The following is a 21070-nucleotide window of genomic DNA, read 5'->3' on the forward strand; positions in this document are numbered from 1 at the left end:
ATGGAAGTACAACAGTTTCATTACGATAACAAAATCGTTAAAAATTTCCTTTATGCAACGATGCTTTGGGGAGTTGTAGGGATGTTGGTAGGGTTACTACTGGCATTCATGTTTTTATTTCCAAACCTCACCGATGGTATTTCCTGGTTGAGTTTTGGACGCTTGAGACCGTTACACACCAATGCGGTTATTTTTGCATTTGTGGGTAATGCCATTTTCGCAGGTGTTTATTATTCATCCCAAAGGCTACTGAAAGCTCGTATGGCCAGTGACCTGTTGAGTAAAATTAATTTTTGGGGATGGCAATTGATTATTGTTGGTGCAGCTATAACTTTACCTTTAGGTTATACCACTTCCAAGGAATATGCTGAACTGGAATGGCCTTTTGATATTGCCATTGCCTTAATTTGGGTCGTATTCGGATGGAACTTAATCGCAACGATTTTAAAACGAAGACAACGCCATTTGTATGTAGCGCTTTGGTTCTACATTGCTACGTTTGTAACAGTTGCTGTACTTCACATATTCAACAGTTTAGAATTACCTGTAAATGCCTTAAAAAGTTATTCAGTATATGCAGGCGTTCAAGATGCTTTAGTGCAATGGTGGTACGGCCATAATGCCGTAGCGTTCTTTTTGACCACACCATTTTTAGGATTGATGTATTATTTTGTGCCAAAAGCAGCCAATAGACCTGTCTACTCCTATCGACTATCTATTGTTCACTTCTGGTCATTGATATTCATTTATATCTGGGCAGGACCTCACCATTTATTATACACTGCTTTACCAGAGTGGGCTCAAAAGCTTAGGAACCACATTTTCAATCATGCTCTTAATGCCATCCTGGGGTGGTATGATTAATGGTTTATTAACACTGCGTGGTGCCTGGGATAAAGTCCGTACAGACCCTGTTTTAAAATTCATGGTAGTAGCCATTACGGGTTATGGTATGGCAACCTTTGAAGGACCAACATTATCACTTAAAAACGTGAATGCCATAGCGCATTTTACTGATTGGATTATTGCACACGTACACGTTGGCGCATTAGCCTGGAACGGTTTCCTGACCTTTGGTATGATATACTATTTAATTCCACGATTATTTAAAACCAAATTGTTTTCAACAGGACTTGCCAATCTCCATTTCTGGATAGGTACTTTAGGTATCATTATGTATGCCTTACCAATGTACGTGGCAGGATTCACTCAAGCCAGTATGTGGAAACAATTCAATCCAGATGGCACTTTAGTTTATGGAAACTTTTTAGAAACTGTTTCCGAAATTATCCCCATGTACTGGATGCGTGCCATTGGTGGTACCCTATTCATCACAGGTATGCTAATTATGGTTTACAATGTTATTGTAACCATTCGCTCTGGTAGCAAAGTAACCGATGAATTAGCAGAAGCACCTGCTTTACAACGTGTATCAAAACGTCGTGTTGCTGGCGAAGGATGGCACACCTGGTTAGAACGTAAACCAATTCAATTGACTATTTGGGCAACTATTGCTATCTTAATTGGAGGTATCGTACAAATAGTACCAACCATTATGGTAAAATCCAACATTCCAACCATAACCAGTGTGAAACCTTACACGGCTTTGGAAATGGAAGGACGAGATATCTATATCCGAGAAGGTTGTGTGGGTTGTCACTCCCAAATGGTTCGTCCATTTAGAAGTGAGGTGGAACGCTATGGTGAATATTCCAAAGCGGGTGAATATGTTTATGATCACCCATTCCTTTGGGGAAGTAAACGTACTGGACCCGACTTACACCGTGTGGGTGGCAAGTATTCCGATAACTGGCACTTAAACCACATGTATGATCCACAAAGTACCTCATCTGGTTCTATTATGCCAGCGTATCAGTGGCTTGTGAGAAATGAATTGGATAAATCACAAACAGAAGCTAAAATGCGAACCATGGTTAAATTAGGGGTTCCATATACTGATGAAGACATTGCCAATGCACAAACCAGTATGTTGGAACAAGGAACTCAAATAGAAAAGAATCTCTATGCAGACCCTGATTTTGCTGAAACCTATGAAGCCGATAAACAAGCTGGAGGACCAGATTTTATCGAAATGCGTAATCGAGAGATCGTGGCACTTATAGCCTATTTACAACGATTAGGTACTGACATTAAAGTAACCGATTTAGAAGAAGTAACCACTCAAAACTAGAACGATGTTAAAATTTGTAAAAAACCACATGGATAGTATAAACGGTGTTGAAATTTACCCGATTATATCATTATTGATCTTTTTCCTCTTTTTTGTAGTTCTTTTTTACTGGGTCTTCACCGCTAAAAAGGACTATATAAAAGCCGTAAGTAACATTCCATTAGATAACCAAAACCAGACAGAATTATGAAATCATTTTTTCCATCATGGATCAGAGTACCTGTAATATTTTTTATAATCTACGGTCTCGTCGAATATTTTATTGAATCGGGTGAAAAACCTGCATTCATGGAACAACCGGTAATCATGCTCTTTTTGGTTTTGGTGTTACTTATTTTAATTGCCATTGAAGCCATTGTGGGTTCTATGGACAATATATTATATCAAAGTTTAGATGCTGAAGCCAAAGCGCGCTATAATGCCGAAAAAGCTAAAATGCCCAAGTTCATCGTATGGATGGCCAACATCTATAAAAAACTACTTGGCAGCAAACCTATTGAAGAAGAACATGAAATCATTTTGGACCATAACTATGATGGTATTCGCGAATTGGACAATAGTTTACCTCCATGGTGGTTGTGGAGCTTTTATATATCCATAATCTTTGCAGCCGTTTATTTGTTAAGATTCCACGTATTTAATGGCGATGGACAATATGACGAGCTGGAAACAGAATATGCTGAAGCTAAAATTGCCATTGAAAAATATAAACTAACTGCCAAGGATTTGGTCGATATTAATACCGTGACGGTATTAACCGATGCGGCCGATTTAAAAGCTGGGCAAGCCATTTTCGAAACCAATTGTGTGGCCTGTCACATGGCTGATGGTGGTGGTGGTATTGGACCAAACCTAACCGATGAGTATTGGATTCTAGGTGGTGGCATTAAAAACGTTTTTAATACCGTTTCTGAAGGTGGTCGAAATGGTAAAGGAATGATTGCCTGGAAACAAAGTTTGAAACCTTCTGAAATTGCGCAGGTAGCCAGTTATGTACTACAATTTCAAGGCACTACGCCTGCCAAACCAAAAGATGCTGAAGGAGAGATTTGGGTAGATGAAAATGCTCCAGCTGAAGATGTTCCAACGGAAGCTATGGAAGTTAAAACCGATTCCATAATTGTAATAGAAGAAGAACCTATTAATTAATATCACGTGGAAATCCCAGAAAACGAATCATTTAGAGATTCCATTGGTACCATTAACGAGGAAGGAAAACGCAATTGGGTTTATCCTAAAAAACCGAGTGGTCCCTTTTATGAAAAACGTAAAATAGTTAGTTACTTTCTATTAGCATTTCTATTTGCAGCGCCATTCATAAAAATTAATGGTAATCAATTTTTAATGTTCAATGTTCTGGAACGCCGATTCAATATTTTTGGGTTTCCATTTTGGCCACAAGACTTTCACCTATTTGTCATTTCCATGATTATAGGGGTGATTTTCATTACCTTATTTACAGTAGGTTTTGGCCGTATATTTTGTGGTTGGATCTGTCCACAGACTATTTTCCTGGAAATGGTCTTCCGTCGTATTGAGTATTGGATTGATGGTGATAGAAACAAACAGCGTAAACTGGATAGACAAAAATGGGATGCCGAAAAAATTAGAAAACGCCTTTTAAAGTGGTTTATCTTTTTGGTTATTTCGTTCTTAATTGCTAATATCTTTTTGGCTTATTTAATTGGAAGTGACAAGCTTTTAAAATACATAACCGATGGACCTGCCGAACATTTAGGCACCTTATTTCCGCTAATTATTTTTACGGCCGTGTTCTACTTTGTATTCGCGTGGTTCAGAGAACAAGTCTGCATTATTGCTTGTCCTTATGGACGCCTGCAAGGCGTGTTATTGGATAACAAGTCAATAGTTGTGGCGTACGACCACAAGCGTGGTGAAGGCGAAAATGGTCGTAAAAAGTTCAGAAAAAATGAAGACCGAGAAGCACTGGGTCATGGCGATTGTATCGATTGTTTACAGTGTGTACATGTGTGCCCTACAGGTATTGACATAAGAAATGGTACGCAACTAGAATGTGTGAACTGTACGGCCTGTATAGACGAATGCGACAATATTATGGAGAGCATTAATCTGCCTAAAGGATTGATTCGTTATGCTAGTGAAGATGAAATTGAAAAGAAAGAAAAGTTTAAGCTTACAGCTAGAATGAAAGGCTATATCGCTGTGCTGGTCATTCTTATTGGCGTCTTGATTGGTATGCTTTTAATTAGAAATGATGTGGAAGCTCGTGTACTCCGATTACCAGGACAGCTTTACGAACACAAGGAAAATGACATGATCAGTAATGTATTTACCTATAAACTGGTCAACAAAACAGTTCATGAAATTGATAGCGTACATTTCAAATTACGTAAATATGAAGGAACTATCAAAGTGGTTTCTAATACCGACAATATTGTGATACCAGAAGAAGGTCTCGCTGAAGGGACATTATTTATTGAAATAAACAAAAACCAACTGACTGGTGATAAAAATAAACTACTGATTGAGGTTTATAGCGGTGATACGCTTATAGAAACAACAACAGTTAACTTTTTAGGACCACGAAGTTATAATTAACAAGCTATGAAAATTAATTGGGGAACAGGCATTGTGATTGCTTTTATAGGATTTATTGGATTCATCTTGTATTTCGTCATCAACATGAACGTCAATAAAAAATATGATCACGATTTAGTAACTGAAGATTACTATAAACAAGAACTAGAATTTCAAAAAGACATCAATAAAGAGGCCAATGCCAAAAAATTGACACAAGATGTCACTTGGGAAAAAACAGCAGAAGGCTTGCTCATTGCATTCCCTGAAAACTTAAATTCCGATAATATCACTGGAACAGTGTTCCTATACAGACCATCTAATAAACAATTTGACTTCGAAACGGACATTTCTTTGTCAAACCACAATTTGCTCATACCTGACAAACGTTTATTGGATGGTCGTTGGAACATTAAAGTAGATTGGCAATATAACGGAAAATCATATCTATTCAAAAAAGAAATTGTGTACTAAATGCTTTGGTCGGCAATCATATTAGGTTTATTGGGCAGCTTCCACTGTGTAGGCATGTGTGGTCCTATTGCCTTTATGTTGCCCGTAGATCGTAGCAATTCCATAAAAAAAGTATCTCAAATTACGACCTATCACATCGGTCGTATTTTAGCTTATAGCCTGATTGGTTTGTTTTTTGGTTTGGTAGGCAAAAGCCTCTATATTTTTGGAATACAGCAACAATTATCCATAGCCATAGGTGTTTTAATGATATTCGTGGTGCTGATTCCTGTAAACACTTTTAACAAATACAATCTTTCAAAACCCATTTACAAAGTCATTTCCAAGGTAAAATCGTCTTTGGGTCAGGCCCTAAAAAAGAAAACAGCCGATACCTTTTTAACGATTGGTTTTTTAAATGGCTTTCTGCCTTGCGGTCTGGTTTATATGGCTGTTTTTGCTGCCATAGCCATACAAAACATATGGCAAAGCAGTTTGTATATGGCGTTTTTTGGATTGGGAACCATTCCGTTGATGACTACGGCCATTTACTTTGGTAAGTTTTTAAATGCCCAGGCTAAACAACGTATTCAAAAGGCTATTCCTGTATTCATAATTATCATTGGTCTATTATTCATTATTAGAGGGCTTGGTTTGGGCATTCCCTACCTCTCGCCTGCTCCAATTACCGATATAGCTAGTAGTGCTATAGAATGTCATTAATTTTAAGGTTTTCATTTATAAAAAACTTTAATTAGGTGTAACTTTGCAACAATGAAATTGACCTCAATAATTCTCTCCTACCTATTAAGCACTCTTATACTATTTAATAGTCTAAATGTATCGCTTACTTATGCTTATTATGAGCTTGATCCTGTGGGATTTATTGAAAAATTATGTGAGAATAAAGATAAACCAGAGTTGCAATGTAATGGTCAATGTCATTTGAAAAAGGTTTCGGAATCGAACAATAAAAGTAGTAACGAACCTTCACGCCTAGTTGACTTTAAGGAAATACTACTATACTTTCAAAAAGTTGACAATTACAACTTCAAATCTAAAACTAACAATACAAAAGTTTCAACTGAATATCATAATCTGTATTCCTTTGTAGGTTATAACAATTGTTTCCATCCGCCTCAAGTGTAATTCACTCCTTACTTTTTTGTAAAAGCAAATAGGTTTTTACATCACTAATTTAATTACACTTAAAATCATTAAAAATGAAAATATTTTATAGTGTGCTTTTCAGCATGCTACTATTTAGCGTGTCTTATTCTCAAGAAAAAAATGAAATAACACAAGACACTACAAAGCAAAAACAAGTACAACTAGATGAAGTTATTATTACTGGAAATGTAAAAACAGATCCCATTTTAACTTCAGTTTCAAACGATTATGAAGAAAATGTTGTACAACCTAAAAACGTAGCTGATTTATTTAACAACATAAACGGGTTCTCGGTTATAAAAAGAGGTAATTATGCTATTGATCCATCATTTAGGGCGGCTCAATATGAGCAGCTCAATGTACAATACGACGGTGGGACAAAAGCCATGCATGCGTGCCCAAACCGCATGGATCCTATAACCACACATATTATCCCTGAAGAAATTGCAAGAATTGAAATCGTTAAAGGGCCCTACACGGTACGTTATGGGACTACCTTTGGTGGTGTTATCAATATGGTTACACAAAAACCAGACTATCTAGATAGAGGCTTTCATGGCAAGGCATCAGCTGGTTATGAAACCAATGGAAATTCTTTGGTCAGTATGGTTCAGATACAATACATACAAGACAAGTATGACATAGTTGGAAATGCTGGATATCGTGATTTTGGAAATTATGAAGATGGTAATGACACTGAAATCCCTTCATCTTTTAGAAGTACAGATTATGGCATAAAAGCTGGCTATAATTTTACCGAAAATCAGCGTTTGCAGGCACATTGGAGACAATCATTTGGTAAAGACGTCCTACATGCTGGATTACCAATGGATACTGATTTTGATAACAGTAGTATCATGGCTTTAGAATACAAAGCGGATAATCTTGGAAATGTAGCAAAAGCTTTAACCGTTAAAGGATATTACAGTTATGTAGACCATTTAATGCACAATAGAAACAGACCTACTTTCAGGATGATGGAAGCCGAATCCAATGTTAATGCTACTACCATTGGTGGAAAATTAGAATTGCATTGGCAACCTAACAAAAAGTTAAACATATACAGTGGATTGGATGCCATGCATATAGGCAGAGATGGCAATAGAACACGACTTGTAAAAATCATGAATGGTAATATACTAGATAAGCCAATGCTTTTTACTGACAAAGTTTGGCAAGATTCCTATGTAAATGACTTTGGCGTTTTTACTGAAGCTAAATGGTCTTTGACCAATTCTACGATATTTACAGCTGGCGTACGCTACGATATGGTGGTTTCCGATATCAATGATCCTGAAGCTGATTTTGCAGAAATGTACGATTTAGAAAAACGTACAGAGAACAACATAAGTGGAACAGTTTCAGTAAAGAAATTAGTGTCTAATAAGTTTACTTTAGAAGCTGCCTATGGCCGCGGAGTTCGTTCAGCAAATATGATAGAACGCTACATCAATCACTTTACTGTTGGGCAAGACCCTTATGAATATATTGGAAATCCTAATCTAGATGCCGAAATAAACAACCAGTTTGAAATTGGTTTTAAAGGTCATGAAAAATTAAGCAATGGTTTTAATAAATTTAGCTATTCCGCTTCTTTCTATTATTCACTTTTTGAAAATTACATAGTCGCTGTTGTGGATTCAACCTTAAACAGAAAGTTTATGCCAATGGCTGAACCTAGACACCCAAAGGTATTTAGGAATTTAGATGAGGCTTATAAAACAGGCTTTGAGGCTATGATAAAAGTAGACTTTTTAAACAGCTTCTATTTTCAAACAGACTTTGCTTATGTCTATACAAAGAACAAAGATTTAAGTGAGTCATTACCACTTACTCCACCTTTTACAACTAAATTGACACTTGGTTTACAAAAGGAAAAATATTGGGCGAACGTTCAGTATCATTTAGTTAGTAAGCAAGACCATATTGCAGAGAGCTTTGGTGAAACCTCAACAGATGGTTGGCAAACTTTTGATATTCGATTAGGTATTAATCCGTTGAAAAATGTTACGCTGGGTCTAGCAGCTTTAAATGTTTTTGACGAAGCCTACAACAACCATTTAAACTTTTCCTTTAACAATCAAGCCGATTTTGGAAGGATCCCAATCACAGAACCTGGGAGAAATTTTTCTGCTTTTCTTCAGTACAAGTTTTAATTAAATAAAAAAGAAAAGGCGTTGAACTTCAGATTCAACGCCTTTTGCATATTAAACTCAAACTAAACTTATGGATGTTTAAATTTTAAATGTCATAACGGGTAAGGTAGCATGATTAGCCAAATCTTCAGAGATACTGCCTTCAAAGAAATGTGCTAATCCTTTTCTACCGTGAGTAGCAATAGCGATTAAATCGGCACCTACTTGATTTGAAAAATTGGTAATACCTTTTTCTACCGTGTAATCATTCACATAGGCCACGTTGCTCAAACCCTCTAAATCGCCATCGGCTTTCTTTAAGAATCCACCAACTTTAGCTTCAATTTCTGCTGTACTCTTGAAACTTTCGCTTGGTAAGTTCACATAGATTAAATGCATTTTGGCTTTTAAACTATCGCACATACGCTTGGCGTTTAAATAAGCCGCAACAGAATCTTCTGAAAAGTCACAGGCAAATACCACTGTGTCAAACTCGGTAAGGATTGGATTATGCTTGATCACCAATACAGGTATTTCGGCATAACGCACCACCTTTTCAGTATTAGAACCTACAAAAAATTCTTTAAGACCACTAGATCCGTGAGAACCCATGACAATTAAATCGGCCTGTTGTTCTTTGGCTACCTCATTCACCTCACTAAACACTTTAAAGTGCTTCACAATAGGTGTTACAGTCAGGCCATCTAAATAATCTTTATCCAAAAACTCATTAAAGCGTTTTTCGGCTAGTTTTAAATAAAAAATAGTTTCTTGCTGCATTTCACTATCGCCTTTGGTCAATATGGCTTCGGACATTTCCAACATGTGAAGGGCCAATATTTCAGCGTTGTTCTTTTTAGCTAACATAGCAGCTGTTTCCAACGCGTAATCTGAATATTCAGAAAAATCTATAGGGACTATAATTTTTTTCATGATTGTTATTTTTGGTTAAACAAATTCTATTTTAATGATACTTTAAGTTACGATTTATTTTAGTCAAAACCCACCTTTTCAAGGAGTTTAATCTTTTATTAACACAGCCTAAACAGTCATTGAAAACAACTGTGTTTCCGGTTGTCTTCGCTGTAAACGCCTATCAAAAGCCATACACACATTGCGTACAAACGGTTGTCCTTTTTGGGTTACCCGAATTGCCTTTGAATGTATGGCAATCAAGCCGTCTGTTTCCATTTCCTGGAGTTTGATCAAGGCATCTGGCAATTCATCAAAGCGCAAGGTATCATCTTGCCACGAGGTTTCAAAATGACACATCAAATTTAAAATGTGTGTTCTTACAACAATATCTTCCTGGGTCAATATATGACCTCTGTACACTGGAATCTGATTATCATCCAACAACTTGTAATATAACGGTAGGTCTTTCACATTTTGGGCAAAACCATACCAACTGTCACTAATGGCCGATACACCCAACCCGATCATCATTTGGGTTTTAGAGGCTGTATAGCCCATAAAATTACGATGTAATGTCTGGTGCTCCATAGCTTGATACAGAGAATCCGTTGGTAATGCAAAATGATCCATACCAATTTCATGATAACCTATATCAGACAACAACTGCTTACCCAATTCATACTGCTGGCGTTTCACTTTGGCGGCTGGCAAATCGGAATCATGAAAACCGCGTTGCCCATTCCCTTTAATCCATGGCACATGGGCATAGCTATAAAAGGCTATACGGTCTGGCTGTAACAACTTGGTTCTTGCAATGGTTTCCTGCACATGCGCTACGGTTTGAAAAGGTAGCCCAAAAATAATATCATGACCAACGGATGTATAGCCAATCTCTCGCGCCATGTTGGTAACCGTCTGGACATTTTCAAAAGGCTGAATCCGATGAATAGCCATTTGTACACAGAGGTTATAATCCTGAACCCCAAAACTCACACGTCTAAATCCTAAATCATACAAGGTCTGTAAATGTTCCCGAGTCGTGTTATTAGGATGCCCTTCAAAACTAAATTCATACTGGGAAGCCAAGGTGCTTTTTTTCAGAATACCGTTAATTAATGTTTTTAAATTTTCAGGTGAAAAAAACGTGGGTGTACCGCCACCCAAATGCAATTCCTTGATATAGGGCTTACCCTCAAACAAATCACAGTATAAATCCCATTCCTTTAAAACATAATTAATGTAGGGTTCTTCAACCTCATGGCGTTTGGTTATGCGTTTGTTGCAACCACAAAAGGTACACAGACTCTCACAAAACGGTAAATGAATGTAGATACTCAAACCTTCTTGAGCATTGCTTTCCGTAAATGATGTCTGTACACTATCCTGCCACGCATGGGCCGAAAACGTATCGGCATCCCAATAAGGCACAGTTGGGTAACTGGTATAGCGTGGTCCCGCTATGTTATATTTATGTATCAATTTGCTAGTCATACCTATTAACTATATTCAAAAGTATGGCTAAGGGATTAAACAGAATATGATAATTGTCATATTTATGCTTCAGGTTTTAGTATGTCTTAAATTATGTGTAATTTTATGGGAACTAAAATTGAAATTAAACACATGAAAAAAATAAGTTTATTGTTAATCATGGCGCTTTTTGTAAGCGTGATGGCTTGTAAAAAAGACAAAAAAGAAACCACAGAAACCGAAACGGAAACTACGGAAACCACTACCGAACAAATACCTGAAGTGGTTGAAACCAAAACCGAAGAAGTTAAAAAAATAAAGGTAGCCTTAAACCCAAAAAGCGGTAGCACCGTAAGTGGTAACGCTGTATTTAGAGAAGAAAACGGCACCGTGCAATTTACGGCTGTTATGTCTGGATTAGAACCAGGTGACCATGCCATCCATTTACATGAAACAGCCGATTGCTCGGCAGATGATGGTACCTCAACTGGTGGCCACTGGAACCCTACAGCACAGCCACATGGTAAATGGGGTGACGAAGCCGGCTACCACAAAGGTGATATCGGTAACTTTCATGCCGATGAGAATGGCAACGGAACCGCTACTTTTACTACCGATGAGTGGTGTATTGGCTGTGGCGACCCTGCCAAGGATATCATAGGCAAGGCCATTATTGTACACCAAGGTGTGGACGACTTTACTACACAACCTACTGGTGCGGCAGGAGGTCGTGTGAGTTGTGCCGGTATCATTGAATAAGAGCGTCATTCAAAATATAAAAGGAAAGCTACCCATGGGTAGCTTTTTTTATTGACTTTAAATGCCTATTTTGTATCCATAAACCACACCCTATGCAATTAGACCTTTTGGTTTCAAAGTTTCAGGAACGCGACGAAAAAGCCTTTGAAACCCTTTACGATATGTACAGTAACAGTATGCATGGGGTTATCTACAATATTGTCAGGGACCGCGATATTGCCGAAGAAGTCATGCAGGATGTGTTTATCAAAGCCTGGCATAATGCTGATAGTTATTCCGCTAAAAAGGGTCGTTTTTTTACCTGGCTTATTAATATTGCTCGTAATGCAGCCATAGATAAAACCCGATCAAAAGCCTTTAAGAATTCCAAAAAAAACCTCCAAGCGGAATTTTTCGTAGATATTCTTGAAAATCAAGACAACCTAAACAGCCAAACCGATGCCATTGGTATCCAAAAATTTGTAAAGAAACTCGCCAAAAAATGCATTGAAGTGATTGAGCTGTTATACTTTAAAGGTTATACCCAAAAAGAAGCTTCTGAAACGTTAGATATGCCTGTGGGCACTATAAAAACACGCAATAGAAATTGCATCAATGAATTGCGAAACATGTTGGATGTAAATAAATGACAAATCAAGAATACATAGAATCTGGAATATTGGAACTATATGTTGCAGGCTCCCTTTCTGACAAAGAAAACGAAGCCGTCTACAACAAACTCTTGGAAAACCCCGATTTGTTGAGCGAGGTACTAAACATTGAGGCTTCTGTCATAAAGCTTACGGCCGCCGTAAGCCCAAGGGATTCCAAATACCTGTTCCCGGCGGTTAAACAAGCCTTGGGATTAACTGGTACAGACCCTAAAGTCATACCGTTGGATCGCAAACCACGAAACCGTTGGTATGCTTACACCGGTTGGGCAGCTTCGGTATTATTGGCTGGTGGTTTGATTTGGCTATTCAACCAAAAAAGTGCTTTAGAGTCTGAAATACAAACCGTTGAGACCGAACTCAACCAACAGTTTATTGAAAACCAGTTGCTGGAAGAACAAATTAGCAAAGCCCAGGTGAGTTTGGAAGAAGCCCAAAAACTATTGTCTGTATTACGTGATAAGGATATGGTTACCGTACCTTTAGCCGGACAAGCCGTATATCCGGAAGCCTATGCCATGGTATATTGGGATAAGGAAACTAACAACATTTACCTAGATGCCCAAGGCTTACCAGAGCCACCACGTGGCAAGGTGTACCAGGTGTGGTCCTTAACCCTAAACCCATTGATGCCAACCAATTTAGGTACCATAGACAGTTTTACTACCGATGAAAACAAAATCTTTACCATTAGCAATGCGAATGCCTCCGAAGCCTTTGGTATTACCCTGGAGCCTGCTGGTGGTAGTGAAAGTCCTACCCTAGAACAGTTGTATGCGTTGGGTGCGGTGCAGTCTACGCCATAGCATATAAATGACACGGCGTTTTAGCATATTCATTTTCTTTTAGTAATTTAGAAAGGTGAAAATCATAACAATATATGATTGAAGGTATATTAAATATTATTTATGGGCTTGTAGCATCTGTTATTTTTGTTGGCGTTGGTTTTTTATATGGTCGATACCGTGAGCGAAAGAAGAATCAAGGAAATCCTCTTGAAAACTATAAGTGCTATCCCTTTGTTGTAGACAACAAAAAGATGCTTCAGTTTGATTTTGATTTATTTAATGAAGCCGTTGCTACACTATTAAAAAAAAGGGACTATCAAGCAGGACGACAATTGGTATTGATTGGAGAGCAAAACAATGTACGTCAGGTTCTAAGCGCAAGTGCCCTGAATGATTATAATAGACTCTACAAGGTTTATAATGGGGACAAAGTGCTGGACGACTCTACAGAGTTCCTGGAAAACTACAAGCGTATTGTCAGGCTTATTGGAGATAGTTTCCCGGATTGCGGAATTGAAATTTTACTTCATAATTTAAGCAATCCCTCAAAGGCTCTTTACCACATTAAAAACAATGTTACTGGCAGAAATGTTGAAGCTCCGGCAACCAATCTGGTTATGGATTTAAAAAGGCGGGATTCCAATAAAGAAGATAAATTAAACTACGAACTCAATATTGGCTCCAGGAAATTTAAATGTACCACCATACCCATCTATAAAGATAAAATGGGACTTGTAGGCGCCATTTGCATCAATGTTGATTATCATTATTTTGATGAACAAGTCCGTCATAACCAAAAACTGGTGCATGATTTAATTGATTCCATTTGCAAGGTAAACATGGTGCTGGATGAAAACATTTTAAGCAAAAACGAATACGAAAAAGCATTAAAAGGCAAACGTCATTTTAGAGATTTTAACATCAATTAAAAAAATATCTTTAGTACAATACATGACTATTTATCGCGATTTTTTTTACTTATAATCAAGCATTTAAAGCTCTCAATTCTTATGCAAATAGTTAGTTTCAAGAACCTCAAAACCACTAATCAAAACTCAAATAAAATGGTACTCCAAAAACTACAATTTATTTTTTTTACCATGATGCTGCTAAATAGTGCATGGGGTTATTCTCAAGAAACATATGAAGCTGTTTTAAACAGGACTTATGTGCCAGCCAATCAAGAACTCTATGACACGATTGTAGCCCTGGATAAAAAACTATTTGACGCCTACAATAATTGTGATATGGCCACGCAAAAAGCCCTCTATTCAGAAGATTTGGAGTTCTATCATGATCAAGGCGGTTTAGTGACTTCAAAAGAGCAAATTTTAACCGCACTGGAAAACAATATTTGCGGTAAAGTAACCAGAACATTAATTGAAGGCAGTATTGAGGTTTATCCTATAAAAGACTATGGAGCTATTGAAATGGGATATCATACGTTCAATAATAAAAACACACCCGAAAATAAATCAAAAGCAAGTAGATTTATTGCGGTTTGGAAAAAAACCAATGACCATTGGACGGTTACAAGAGTTATCAGTCTTCATTAAAACAAGAAATTTAAGCCACTAACATCATTTGTAATAATGACTAGCACTAATAAATTGATAATCATATTTATTTTAATTATTTCTATATGTTCATTCATTTATTTTAACTATATCAGATTATCATATGAACCAACGACCTACGAACAAGAATTGATAGAATATTTTAAAGAGGTTGCTTTAAAATCTGAATTTAATGAAAACGTAAATAAAGTCATAAAATGGAGAAAACCAATGACTATTTATATAATCAAGGATAATAATAACGATTATAAAGAACAGAGTGTTTTTATTAATAATACAATTAAAAAGATTAATGCATTAGCTGGTGAAGAATTTCAAATAAAACTAACAAGTGTTTTTAAAGAGAGTAACACATATTTATTCTTGGGTAATAAAGAACAAATCAAAAAAACATACTCGAAATTTTATGATGAACTAATAAGAACAGAAAATGAAATTGGAGAAGTTTCAGGGTTTTGTTTTTCCGAATTTTATATGCCAAGTTATAATATTTTCAGGTCTTCAATTTACATAAATACTGAAGAAAATATCTCAACTCAAGAATCAACAATTTTGGAAGAAATAACTCAAAGCATAGGGCTACCTTTTGACCCTGAATCTTACGAAGATAGTATTTTCTTTGAGCATAAATCTGAAGAAATAAATCCTGTTGAGTATTCATATTTAGATAAAGACGTAATTAAGTTATTATATCATCCCAAAATGAAGGCTGGCTTTAATCGATCACAAGTTGAAAGAGCCATTAAAAAGATTTTAAAAAACAAAGAAATAAATTTAGAAGGAGGGAAATATTAGAAATTTAATTAAAAACGAAATGCCAACAAAAAACTGTGTTAAAAAACCAATCTTTTTAAGCTAATCTAGAAATCTGTTTCGCTGGTAGGCAGTCCTGATGGCATAGACATGTAACAACATAACATGAAACTTATTTATAACATATTCCTGTATTCACTAGTTACAATAGGCTTCCATAGTCAGGCGTATGGTCAAATAAAAAAAATCATGACCTATAATATCCGTTATGATAACCCAGGAGACGGTATTAACCAATGGGATAACCGAAAACAGGAATTATCACATTTAATTACCTATTACAGGCCCGATGTGCTGGGTATACAGGAAGGTTTACTACATCAATTAGAGTATTTGGATACCCAGCTAACTGACTATTCCAGAATTGGTGTTGGCCGAGATGATGGTATGAACAAAGGTGAGTTTAGTGCCATATATTATAACCATCATAAATTATCATTGATACAGGGTTCTACCTTTTGGCTATCTGAAACACCAGATACCGTTTCCGTTGGCTGGGATGCCTCTATGGAGCGTATTTGCACCTATGGCTTGTTTCTAGACAAACAGTCGAAGCAAAAATTCTGGGTATTCAATACCCATTATGACCATCTTGGGGTACTGGCTAGAGAAAAATCATCGGAACTCATCCTTAAAAAAATAAGCAACTTAAATACTGCCAATTATCCCGTGATACTCATGGGTGATTTTAATTCGGAACCCCAAAGTCAAGCCATTAAAACCTTAACAAGCATCTTTGGAGATGCTTCAAAAATAGGTATTTATGGCCCTGTAGGTACCTTTACGGGTTTTACGGAAAACACCATTCCTGAACGACGGATTGATTACATTTTTGTAAAAAACATAGAAGTTGCTACCTATAGGCACATAGACGACAAGATGCCTAATAGCCATTACATATCGGATCATTTACCCGTATTAGTGGAATTACAAGAAGACTAGCGCCAACAAATCCATGGTTATGTTCTGATAGGTTTTGTTTTTTTGTATTCAAATGATTAAAAACCATATCTTTAGAAAAACCAATCACTCATGATTAAATTCTTTAGGAAGATTCGTCAAAACCTAATTACAGGGGGTAAAACTGGAAAGCCTGCCTTGCCGGCAGGCAGGTACCTAAAATATGCCATTGGTGAAATCATTTTGGTGGTCATTGGTATTTTGATTGCCTTGCAGGTTAATAATTGGAATGAAAACCGAAAACTACAGCAGGAAGAATATCAAGCCTTAAAGAGTCTGCATGGGGAATTTATTGAAAGCCGTGAGCTTTTTAATGAAGGCCAGCGTCATAGTAAATCAGTATATAATAGCATGAAATATTTGCTAAACATGTTAGATACCAACCAAGTTAGTGAGCATTTAACTGATAGTATTTATATTCATTTGGACAGAAGTGCATGGAGTTCAAAAACGTTTGAACCTTCACGGGGCATCATTAACTCGCTTATCAATTCTGGCAATCTCAATATAATCCATAATGACACCCTAAAGTCACTGTTGATACAGTGGAACGATCAAGTCATCAACTTTCAAAATACCCAACGCTTGGCACAAGATTATAAATTCACCTACCTATTCCCTTTTATATCAAAGCTCACTAAATTACCTTCCAAGCTCAAACGATTAGATACTGAATATCATATAAATAGTGAGGACTATCCAGAGATTGACCTCAACCTTCTGAAGTCTGATGTGTTTTATAATTATTTAAACCAATGCTGGGTGTATAGTCAAGTTATTTTGGTTGAAGAGACACGATCAAGCAAAGGAAAAAATATGCAGGAAACCATAGACCATATTATATTTCTTATCGAAAAGGAGCTTGACAAATAACAAAGTTTTGCAAACTATGATAAAATTCTTCAGACACATCCGTCAAAACCTAATTTCAGGGGGTAAAACCGGAAAGTATCTCAAATATGCCGTTGGTGAAATCATCTTGGTGGTCATTGGGATTTTGATTGCCCTACAGATTAATAATTGGAACGAAGAGCGCAAAGCCAATTTACAGGAGAAACAACTCCTTTTAAATCTTAAAGGGGAATTTGAGGACAATTTGAAAGATTTAGATTCTATTTCTCTTGAAGTCGATGACGTTATTGGTTCTCTTGAAAAACTATTTGGTAAGTTTTCTGCTCAAACAACCAACCATTCTCTGGATTCACTGAACATCTGGCTCTCCGACGCACTGGAATCTCCAAACTGGAAACCCAGTGAATATCTTTTAAACAATTTGAATAATTCAGGAGGCATTGCAGAGCTTAACAACCCACAATTAAAACTTTTACTTTACAAATGGTCTAGACAAACAAAAGAAATGCAAGAGGTTCAACAAAGAACGGAACAAACAGGTGAGGAAATTATAGCTTATTTAAAACAATATGGTTCTTTAAGGAATGTTGATGTTTCTGATGACGAATTTAATTATAGACCATCAACCATTTTGAAAAGCAATGCGGCTTTACTCTCTGACTCCTGTTTTGAAAATCACATAGACGACAAATTATATATGTATGTGATGACTAGAAAATGGCTTAAGAGAGCTAGAAAAACATTGGTTGAATTAATTGAAGAAACAAAAACGTAAATGATAACAATCTCTCGTAAAATTCGCCAAAAATTACTTTCAGAAGGCAAAACCGGAAAGTATCTCAAATATGCTGTTGGTGAAATCATTTTGGTGGTTATTGGAATCTTGATTGCCTTACAGATTAATAATTGGAATGAAAGCAGAAAACAGGAACAGGCAGAAATGGCGTTTTTAAAAGGCATTAAAAATGACTTGGAACAAGATAAGTTATTCATCATAGAGGTTTTGAATACCATGAAGCCTAAACTGGAAGCCTACAATCAACTGAACACAGAATCTATTGATATTGAAAAGGATAAAATTGTAATAGATTCCTTATTTAAAATATACATTGATACTGGTCAACGTACTTTTTACCCCATTTCGGGTTCGTATCAAGCCGCCATTTCCGGCAACCAGATAAACACTTACAAAAACAAAAAAACAATACAATCTATCATCAAACTTTACAATTCAACCTATGAAAGACTTATAGACAATGGTAAAATAGTGGATGATAGATGGAGTGATATCAGTAAAAAATATATTCACGAAAGACGTTCCAAAAAGTTTAATATTTCCGATGATTTACAACTATCAAAGACATTGGACGATCTTTACTTTCATTTTATACAAATGACCTGGTATGAAACCGTTCTAGTCAATGCGAGTAAGGAAATAGATAATCTATTACACGAAATCCAAAATAAATATTAAAGATAAAAGATGATTCATTTATTTAGAAAAATTCGTCGAAACTTACTTTCTGAAGGCAAAACTGCCAAGTATTTAAAATATGCCATTGGCGAGATTATATTGGTCGTTATTGGTATTCTCATAGCCTTACAGGTTAACAATTGGAACATTAAACGGCAAACAAAACACAAGGAACAGACCTATTTGCAGGAAATACGAAATAATCTTCATCAAGATTCCATGAGGCTCCAAACCGTATTAGATTTTAACGTAAAAAAAACACGTATGGTTGATGAGATGCTTCAGATTTTTGTGGATACAATCTCCAATGTCGAACGTTTTCATATTTTCAATAAAAACGCCAATGAATTTACCTTCTATGAAGTGTTTGACCCTGTGCGAATTGCATTCAATAATATGCTTTCGGCAGAAAATATTGATCTTATTGCTGATAGTGACCTTCGAAAAGCCTTGTCTGAATATTATGACTATGACTACTTAATGGGTGTTCAAAATCGTATTATGGTTTTGAACAGACGGATTGTCGACGAATATTACCCGAAGTTTTTTACCAAAGAATTTGTGGCCAATTGGATGGGGATTCCTTCAAAAATGCCTTCTGTTAATGACTTGGATATTGCCACAGATAAGCAGTTGTTATCCGATCTTTTTGGAATTAAAATGATTATTCTCAATCAAAATGAATTGATCATGAATACCCAAATACAAAATCAAGCTCTAATGACCTTGTTAAATACTGAATTAGAAAACCCTTAAGATTATATTCTTGCTAAAATGAGGCCCCAACTGATATTCTAAAAATGAAATAGGGCCGCACCGAAAATATGTCATCCTTGAAATCACCCATTCAGGAATACTACAGATATAAAAATCATTACCTTTAAGGCTGCCGAATATTACATGAATTAAAAAAATTGTCTACCGATTTTACAAATATCAGCTATCTTAAAAAAGGGAATAAACGCCAACAAGAAGCCTATTTAAAATTGACCGAACTGTCAGTTTTTGAAAGTTTAAAGGCTTATAACCTCATATTAACAGGAACGATTCCAATAGGTATTGACCTTGCAGATAGTGACCTGGACATTATTTGTGAATGTGCCAATCATAAGGCCTTTACTGAAACCCTGATGGCTTGTTATTCCGATAAGGATTATTTTCAAATAAAAACCAGTTATTGGAATCATTTAAAAACGACCATAGCAACATTTCGGTATGGCGACTTCGACATTGAAATTTTTGGACAGGATTGCCCGACACAACGGCAACATGCTTATAGGCATATGTTGATTGAATATCAAATCCTAAAATCGAAGAATGCCGATTTTAGAGCAGAAATCATACGATTGAAGCAAGCAGGCCTGAAAACAGAACCCGCTTTTGCAAAATTGTTAGGGCTACAGGGAAATCCGTATGAAGCCTTGTTACAGTTTGAACTATGAAAATGTATACAGCAAATCTCATATCATGAATAAATTGTTTCACATATTCAAAGTAGATACCAATGAAGTCAAAAGAATTGCAGAATCACCCAATGAACCGCATAACCACAATTTTGAAGAATTGCTTATTGGTATAGAAGGTGAATTGGAACATTTCATTGATTTTAAAACCTCTAAAATACAAGCGCCTTTTGTTAGCTTCATAACCAAAGGAAAAACACACCGGGTTATTCCAAAACCATTACATGGCAAAAGTGAAATTTGGGGCATTCGATTTAAAAGTGAATTTATACCAGAAACTACTTTTCAATTGTATGCCTTATATCACAACCAAGCCAATATTGAATTGAAACGAGATAATTGCTTTCTACGACTGGTTAAGATTTGTGAAATGATGTACGACGAGACCCAGCAGGAAGATTCAGATTATGCTATTATCAGACAGTTATTAAGTGTACTCTTAACAATGATTGAAGCGGAACGAAAAAAATTATTGCCTGCTGATCATACATCCCAAAAAACACAGCATATCTCTTTTGGCAATTTTTTGAGCATATTGGAAGAAAACTATCACCGGCCTGTTGGTGTAGAATTTTATGCTGAAAAATTGTTTATGTCCTCGCGAAACCTGAATATCATCTGCCAAAATATCTTGGAACAAAGTGTTTCAGAAATCATAGAAACCCGAAAATTGATTGAGGCCAAAAACCTGCTCATTTCTACCGATAAAACAGTTGCCGAAATAGCTTACGAATTAGGATACAATGAAAACTCATACTTCTCCAAAGTCTTTAAAAAGAAGACGGGACAATCACCTAGTGAATTTAGAGAGGATATGAAAAACACCCTAATTTCCTAAAAT

Annotated in this window: 22 protein-coding genes and 1 pseudogene; 21 read left to right on the top strand and 2 right to left on the bottom strand. The window is 36.2% G+C overall.

Going from position 1 to position 21070, the window contains the following annotated elements; translation table 11 throughout:
- The 8 genes and pseudogenes from ccoN (at position 1) to ACKXGU_RS03065 (ending at position 8529) form a co-directional block, all read left to right on the top strand.
- Positions 1–2191, top strand: a pseudogene (gene ccoN, locus ACKXGU_RS03030) (cytochrome-c oxidase, cbb3-type subunit I).
- A gap of 4 nt (positions 2192–2195) precedes the next feature.
- Positions 2196–2381, top strand: coding sequence for a CcoQ/FixQ family Cbb3-type cytochrome c oxidase assembly chaperone (locus ACKXGU_RS03035; protein ID WP_463466598.1), 186 nt, complete (start codon positions 2196–2198; stop codon positions 2379–2381).
- Positions 2378–3340 carry a cbb3-type cytochrome c oxidase N-terminal domain-containing protein gene (locus ACKXGU_RS03040; RefSeq protein WP_463466599.1) on the top strand — a complete coding sequence of 321 codons (963 nt, stop codon included), beginning with the start codon at positions 2378–2380 and terminating at the stop codon, positions 3338–3340. The genes ACKXGU_RS03035 and ACKXGU_RS03040 overlap by 4 nt, the downstream gene beginning before the upstream one ends.
- 6 nt (positions 3341–3346) lie before the next feature.
- Positions 3347–4771, top strand: a complete 1425-nt coding sequence (gene ccoG, locus ACKXGU_RS03045; RefSeq protein WP_463466600.1) for a cytochrome c oxidase accessory protein CcoG — start codon at positions 3347–3349, stop codon at positions 4769–4771.
- Positions 4772–4777: 6 nt separating this feature from the next.
- Entirely contained in the window at positions 4778–5224 is a 447-nt protein-coding gene (locus tag ACKXGU_RS03050) for a FixH family protein (protein ID WP_463466601.1), read from the top strand.
- Positions 5225–5926, top strand: a complete 702-nt coding sequence (locus ACKXGU_RS03055) for a sulfite exporter TauE/SafE family protein (RefSeq protein ID WP_463466602.1) — start codon at positions 5225–5227, stop codon at positions 5924–5926.
- 51 nt (positions 5927–5977) lie between these two features.
- Positions 5978–6352, top strand: a complete 375-nt coding sequence (locus ACKXGU_RS03060; RefSeq protein ID WP_463466603.1) for a hypothetical protein — start codon at positions 5978–5980, stop codon at positions 6350–6352.
- A 74-nt stretch (positions 6353–6426) separates the two neighbouring features.
- Positions 6427–8529: a TonB-dependent receptor domain-containing protein gene (locus ACKXGU_RS03065; protein WP_463466604.1), complete on the top strand. Its 2103-nt coding sequence runs from the start codon at positions 6427–6429 to the stop codon at positions 8527–8529.
- 78 nt (positions 8530–8607) lie between these two features.
- Here ACKXGU_RS03065 and ACKXGU_RS03070 read toward each other — a convergent pair whose 3' ends face one another.
- The gene (locus tag ACKXGU_RS03070) at positions 8608–9441 is read right to left on the bottom strand and encodes a universal stress protein (RefSeq protein WP_463466605.1); all 834 of its coding nucleotides are present in this window, start codon (positions 9439–9441) and stop codon (positions 8608–8610) included.
- Positions 9442–9549: 108 nt separating this feature from the next.
- On the bottom strand, positions 9550–10914 hold the full coding sequence (gene hemN / locus ACKXGU_RS03075) for an oxygen-independent coproporphyrinogen III oxidase (RefSeq protein ID WP_463466606.1): 1365 nt from the start codon (positions 10912–10914) through the stop codon (positions 9550–9552).
- A 132-nt stretch (positions 10915–11046) separates the two neighbouring features.
- On the opposite strand from hemN, the gene ACKXGU_RS03080 reads away from it, so the two are divergent.
- From ACKXGU_RS03080 to ACKXGU_RS03140, 13 genes are all read left to right on the top strand, one after another.
- Positions 11047–11652: a superoxide dismutase family protein gene (locus ACKXGU_RS03080; protein ID WP_463466607.1), complete on the top strand. Its 606-nt coding sequence runs from the start codon at positions 11047–11049 to the stop codon at positions 11650–11652.
- Positions 11653–11744: 92 nt separating this feature from the next.
- Complete coding sequence (locus tag ACKXGU_RS03085; RefSeq protein WP_463466608.1) at positions 11745–12281, top strand: RNA polymerase sigma factor; 537 nt, start codon at positions 11745–11747, stop codon at positions 12279–12281.
- Positions 12278–13108, top strand: coding sequence for an anti-sigma factor (locus tag ACKXGU_RS03090; protein ID WP_463466609.1), 831 nt, complete (start codon positions 12278–12280; stop codon positions 13106–13108). The genes ACKXGU_RS03085 and ACKXGU_RS03090 overlap by 4 nt, the downstream gene beginning before the upstream one ends.
- Before the next feature lie 74 nt (positions 13109–13182).
- Positions 13183–14019 carry a PAS domain-containing protein gene (locus ACKXGU_RS03095; protein WP_463466610.1) on the top strand — a complete coding sequence of 279 codons (837 nt, stop codon included), beginning with the start codon at positions 13183–13185 and terminating at the stop codon, positions 14017–14019.
- Between the two features lie 135 nt (positions 14020–14154).
- A complete protein-coding gene (locus ACKXGU_RS03100; protein ID WP_463466611.1) occupies positions 14155–14646 on the top strand; it encodes a nuclear transport factor 2 family protein in 492 nt (163 codons plus the stop codon).
- 150 nt (positions 14647–14796) lie between these two features.
- On the top strand, positions 14797–15462 hold the full coding sequence (locus tag ACKXGU_RS03105) for a DUF2927 domain-containing protein (RefSeq protein ID WP_463466612.1): 666 nt from the start codon (positions 14797–14799) through the stop codon (positions 15460–15462).
- Positions 15463–15585: 123 nt separating this feature from the next.
- Complete coding sequence (locus ACKXGU_RS03110) at positions 15586–16422, top strand: endonuclease/exonuclease/phosphatase family protein (protein ID WP_463466613.1); 837 nt, start codon at positions 15586–15588, stop codon at positions 16420–16422.
- A gap of 90 nt (positions 16423–16512) precedes the next feature.
- The gene (locus ACKXGU_RS03115) at positions 16513–17313 is read left to right on the top strand and encodes a DUF6090 family protein (RefSeq protein WP_463466614.1); all 801 of its coding nucleotides are present in this window, start codon (positions 16513–16515) and stop codon (positions 17311–17313) included.
- A gap of 16 nt (positions 17314–17329) precedes the next feature.
- Positions 17330–18067, top strand: coding sequence for a DUF6090 family protein (locus ACKXGU_RS03120; protein ID WP_463466615.1), 738 nt, complete (start codon positions 17330–17332; stop codon positions 18065–18067).
- Positions 18068–18766 (top strand): DUF6090 family protein, encoded by a 699-nt coding sequence (locus ACKXGU_RS03125; protein ID WP_463466616.1) that lies wholly within the window; start codon positions 18068–18070, stop codon positions 18764–18766.
- Between the two features lie 9 nt (positions 18767–18775).
- On the top strand, positions 18776–19522 hold the full coding sequence (locus ACKXGU_RS03130; RefSeq protein WP_463466617.1) for a DUF6090 family protein: 747 nt from the start codon (positions 18776–18778) through the stop codon (positions 19520–19522).
- Between the two features lie 158 nt (positions 19523–19680).
- The gene (locus ACKXGU_RS03135; RefSeq protein ID WP_463466618.1) at positions 19681–20208 is read left to right on the top strand and encodes a DUF4269 domain-containing protein; all 528 of its coding nucleotides are present in this window, start codon (positions 19681–19683) and stop codon (positions 20206–20208) included.
- Positions 20209–20233: 25 nt separating this feature from the next.
- Positions 20234–21067: an AraC family transcriptional regulator gene (locus ACKXGU_RS03140; protein ID WP_463466619.1), complete on the top strand. Its 834-nt coding sequence runs from the start codon at positions 20234–20236 to the stop codon at positions 21065–21067.
- Positions 21068–21070: the final 3 nt, after the last annotated feature.

The sequence above is a fragment of the Hanstruepera sp. CR43 genome (assembly GCF_055227665.1).

What these genes read in the sequence shown, in the direction of transcription:
- ACKXGU_RS03095 (WP_463466610.1), top strand. Translation starts at nt 13,183, where the DNA reads ATGATTGAAGGTATATTAAATATTATTTATGGGCTTGTAGCATCTGTT.
- ACKXGU_RS03120 (WP_463466615.1), top strand. Translation starts at nt 17,330, where the DNA reads ATGATAAAATTCTTCAGACACATCCGTCAAAACCTAATTTCAGGGGGT.
- ACKXGU_RS03140 (WP_463466619.1), top strand. Translation starts at nt 20,234, where the DNA reads ATGAATAAATTGTTTCACATATTCAAAGTAGATACCAATGAAGTCAAA.
- ACKXGU_RS03115 (WP_463466614.1), top strand. Translation starts at nt 16,513, where the DNA reads ATGATTAAATTCTTTAGGAAGATTCGTCAAAACCTAATTACAGGGGGT.
- ACKXGU_RS03050 (WP_463466601.1), top strand. Translation starts at nt 4,778, where the DNA reads ATGAAAATTAATTGGGGAACAGGCATTGTGATTGCTTTTATAGGATTT.
- ACKXGU_RS03100 (WP_463466611.1), top strand. Translation starts at nt 14,155, where the DNA reads ATGGTACTCCAAAAACTACAATTTATTTTTTTTACCATGATGCTGCTA.
- ACKXGU_RS03055 (WP_463466602.1), top strand. Translation starts at nt 5,225, where the DNA reads ATGCTTTGGTCGGCAATCATATTAGGTTTATTGGGCAGCTTCCACTGT.
- ACKXGU_RS03040 (WP_463466599.1), top strand. Translation starts at nt 2,378, where the DNA reads ATGAAATCATTTTTTCCATCATGGATCAGAGTACCTGTAATATTTTTT.
- ACKXGU_RS03130 (WP_463466617.1), top strand. Translation starts at nt 18,776, where the DNA reads ATGATTCATTTATTTAGAAAAATTCGTCGAAACTTACTTTCTGAAGGC.
- ACKXGU_RS03085 (WP_463466608.1), top strand. Translation starts at nt 11,745, where the DNA reads ATGCAATTAGACCTTTTGGTTTCAAAGTTTCAGGAACGCGACGAAAAA.
- ACKXGU_RS03060 (WP_463466603.1), top strand. Translation starts at nt 5,978, where the DNA reads ATGAAATTGACCTCAATAATTCTCTCCTACCTATTAAGCACTCTTATA.
- ACKXGU_RS03035 (WP_463466598.1), top strand. Translation starts at nt 2,196, where the DNA reads ATGTTAAAATTTGTAAAAAACCACATGGATAGTATAAACGGTGTTGAA.
- ACKXGU_RS03090 (WP_463466609.1), top strand. Translation starts at nt 12,278, where the DNA reads ATGACAAATCAAGAATACATAGAATCTGGAATATTGGAACTATATGTT.
- ACKXGU_RS03110 (WP_463466613.1), top strand. Translation starts at nt 15,586, where the DNA reads ATGAAACTTATTTATAACATATTCCTGTATTCACTAGTTACAATAGGC.
- ACKXGU_RS03070 (WP_463466605.1), bottom strand. Translation starts at nt 9,441, where the DNA reads ATGAAAAAAATTATAGTCCCTATAGATTTTTCTGAATATTCAGATTAC.
- ACKXGU_RS03125 (WP_463466616.1), top strand. Translation starts at nt 18,068, where the DNA reads ATGATAACAATCTCTCGTAAAATTCGCCAAAAATTACTTTCAGAAGGC.
- hemN (WP_463466606.1), bottom strand. Translation starts at nt 10,914, where the DNA reads ATGACTAGCAAATTGATACATAAATATAACATAGCGGGACCACGCTAT.
- ACKXGU_RS03065 (WP_463466604.1), top strand. Translation starts at nt 6,427, where the DNA reads ATGAAAATATTTTATAGTGTGCTTTTCAGCATGCTACTATTTAGCGTG.
- ACKXGU_RS03080 (WP_463466607.1), top strand. Translation starts at nt 11,047, where the DNA reads ATGAAAAAAATAAGTTTATTGTTAATCATGGCGCTTTTTGTAAGCGTG.